4 protein-coding genes are annotated in these 2,440 nt (G+C 70.8%); all 4 read left to right on the top strand.

All coding sequences use genetic code 11. From position 1 onward, the window contains the following. Positions 1–124 precede the first annotated feature (124 nt). Positions 125–532: a WhiB family transcriptional regulator gene (locus tag PV350_RS46100; RefSeq protein WP_500339248.1), complete on the top strand. Its 408-nt coding sequence runs from the start codon at positions 125–127 to the stop codon at positions 530–532. A gap of 198 nt (positions 533–730) precedes the next feature. Beyond that, a complete protein-coding gene (locus tag PV350_RS46095) occupies positions 731–1,171 on the top strand; it encodes a hypothetical protein (protein WP_500339247.1) in 441 nt (146 codons plus the stop codon). Positions 1,172–1,210: 39 nt separating this feature from the next. Continuing rightward, entirely contained in the window at positions 1,211–1,648 is a 438-nt protein-coding gene (locus PV350_RS46090; RefSeq protein ID WP_500339246.1) for a hypothetical protein, read from the top strand. Between the two features lie 117 nt (positions 1,649–1,765). Beyond that, positions 1,766–2,440 (top strand): helix-turn-helix domain-containing protein (locus tag PV350_RS46085; protein ID WP_500339245.1); only part of this gene is annotated, 675 nt, incomplete at its 3' end.

Raw genomic sequence — 2,440 nt, 5'->3', positions numbered from 1 at the left:
CCACCCCGGCCTGCGGGACCCCCGAGGCCTACCGCCAACACCAGCGCCGCAACGAGGTCATCGACCCCACGTGCTGGAACGCCGAACAGCACCGCCGCCGCGCCCGCAGGAAGGACGCCGCCTGATGAACCCCAACAACCTGCTCCCCGCCTGGACCCGCCACGCCGCCTGCGCCGACCCCACCATCAACCCCGACCTGTTCTTCGACGAGGCCAGCACCGCGGCCGCCATCAGCGTCTGCGCCAGCTGCCCCGTCCGCCGGGAGTGCCTCGTCGAAACCCTGCAGCAGGAGGGCACGACCGGCATCAGCAACCGCTACGGGGTCTTCGGCGGCCTCGACCCGGCGCAGCGCCACCGGATGGCCGGCGGCCCGAAGCCGCGCTCACACCGCCAGCTTGCCGAGTGCGGCACCCCGTCGGCGTACAAGCGGCACGTCAGGAGGGGCGAGCCCATCGATGAGGCATGCCGCCGGGCGAACGCGGAGGACGCCGCGACCCGCTATGAGCCCAGGTCGAAGCGGGTCGCGGCATGACTGGGCTCGGGCGGCGGATCTGTCTGGACTGGCGGGACTCCCGTCACTGGTCCGGGATCGAGAAGCCGTGCCGGTACTGCGGCAAGCCCACTCAGCTCCGGGACTCCAAGCGGTCCCCGGCCCACAAGGTCTGCGCGGAGGAAGCCCTCGAGCGCCAGGCCGTCGAAGCAGCAGATGCGTATCAGACGGGACGACTTCATGACTGACCGGCCGTACACCGACGACGACCTCCGCCAGGAGGCCGCCCGCCAGCTCGCTATTGCGGGCGAGGACCCCGACTTCATGGGTATCGGCGAGCGGATGAGCGGCAGGCCGATCCCCTCAACCGTCGTCGACCTGGAGCCGGAGACCGGCGAGCCGCTCGAGATGAGCCGCGCGTGGAGCCAGCTCAGCACGGAGGACTTCACGGCCGCACAGCACGCCATCGACGACCTCATCGCCGGAGCAGCCGACGTCTCCGAGTGGGCCGTCAACCTCGGCGCCGACGGACTCCAGCCCTACGACGGCTCCCTCACCCTCAGCGCCGACACCGACAAGCCCATCGTCCGCGTCCACGTCGCCTTCGACTCCGACATGCCGGACGAGATGCGCGTGGCCTTCCTCGAGGGCCTCGGTCAGCAGATCGCCAGCTTCCTCTGACCACCAACCCCCTGATCACCAACCCAGAGAGGTAACCCCATGCCCAAGCTCAACAAGTTCGCCGTCCCCGAGGTCAAGCTCGACTCCGCCGCCGCGTGCATCGAAGCCGCCCTCACCACCGAACAGCGACGCGGCCTCTTCGAGAACCCCGGCACCACCGTCTACGCCATCGTCGCCCTCACCGCGAAGTCCTACACCGGCCACGCCGACGGCGAAGAGAAGGAGCCCCAGGTCAAGCTCCGCGCCACCGAGTGCGAGGTCGCCGCGGACGACGAGGAGGCCGCCGCCCTGGCCGACGCGAAGAGGGCGATGTGGCGACGCCGGCGGATGGACGGGACGTTGGACGAGATCGGCAACGGCATGCGCGACGGCGGCGCCGTCCTCGACTCCGCGTTCGCCGGCTACCCCTCCGAGGCCGAGTACCGCGCGCAGGAGGCCGAGAAGGAAGCCAAGCGCCGCGCCGAGTTCGTCCGCTGACACGCGCCCTGGCGGCCCGGGTCGTGGCGCCCCGGGCCGCCTCCGGCCGATCCCCCGCACGAGAGAAGAGACCCCGTGAGCACTGAGGCAGTCAAGTGGGCCATGGATGACGCCCCCATGCTCCTCACCGACAAGGGCAGGCCCGACACCACGGCGCGGCACGTCCTGCAGGCGCTGGCCGAGCACGCCCACAAGGACGGCAGCGGCGCCCATCCCTCGGTGCTCAGGCTCCAGTACCGCACCGGGTACGACCGCACCACGGTGCAGCGTGCCCTCCGCCGCCTGGAGAAGGGCGGGCTCATCCAGGCGGAGGGACAGGTGCAGGGCCGTACCCGGTGGCGGCTGATGATGCGCCTGAAGCGGCCGGAGTTCGACTGGGCTCAGCTGGAGGCCGACGAGGAGGCTCACCGGGCGTCGGCCGCCGAGCGGAAGCGACGGTCCCGCGCGAAGGATGTCACGCACGCAGAGTCCGTGACCGTCACGGACGCAGAGTCTGTGACACAAGGCGATGTCACGGACTCTGAGTACGGCCGTCACGCATCCCAAGTGCGTGACGTCACGCACTCTGCGTCCGGACGTCACGCACTCAGTGCCGCCCTAACCACCAATGAACCACCACTAGAACCACCAGCAACCTCACCCCCTGACGGCCGCAGGCCAACCACCGGTAGTAGAAGCGAACCCGCGGGCGGCTCCGCCGCGCCAACAGACCAGCCCTACGAGAAGATCCCCGCCGCCGACATCGCCCGCGTCGTCGCCGGCCTCCCCGCCCCCGTCCGCGCAGGCCTCGCC

The sequence above is a fragment of the Streptomyces sp. PA03-6a genome, from assembly GCF_033792765.1.
Lineage (GTDB): Bacteria > Actinomycetota > Actinomycetes > Streptomycetales > Streptomycetaceae > Actinacidiphila.
Note: the sequence above shows the minus strand (reverse complement) of the source record. Positions and strands in the feature narration are given on the sequence as shown.

Excerpts from the sequence above, each read along its gene's own strand:
- PV350_RS46100 (WP_500339248.1), top strand. The coding sequence starts at position 125 with ATGAACCCCAACAACCTGCTCCCCGCCTGGACCCGCCACGCCGCCTGC.
- PV350_RS46095 (WP_500339247.1), top strand. The coding sequence starts at position 731 with ATGACTGACCGGCCGTACACCGACGACGACCTCCGCCAGGAGGCCGCC.
- PV350_RS46090 (WP_500339246.1), top strand. The coding sequence starts at position 1,211 with ATGCCCAAGCTCAACAAGTTCGCCGTCCCCGAGGTCAAGCTCGACTCC.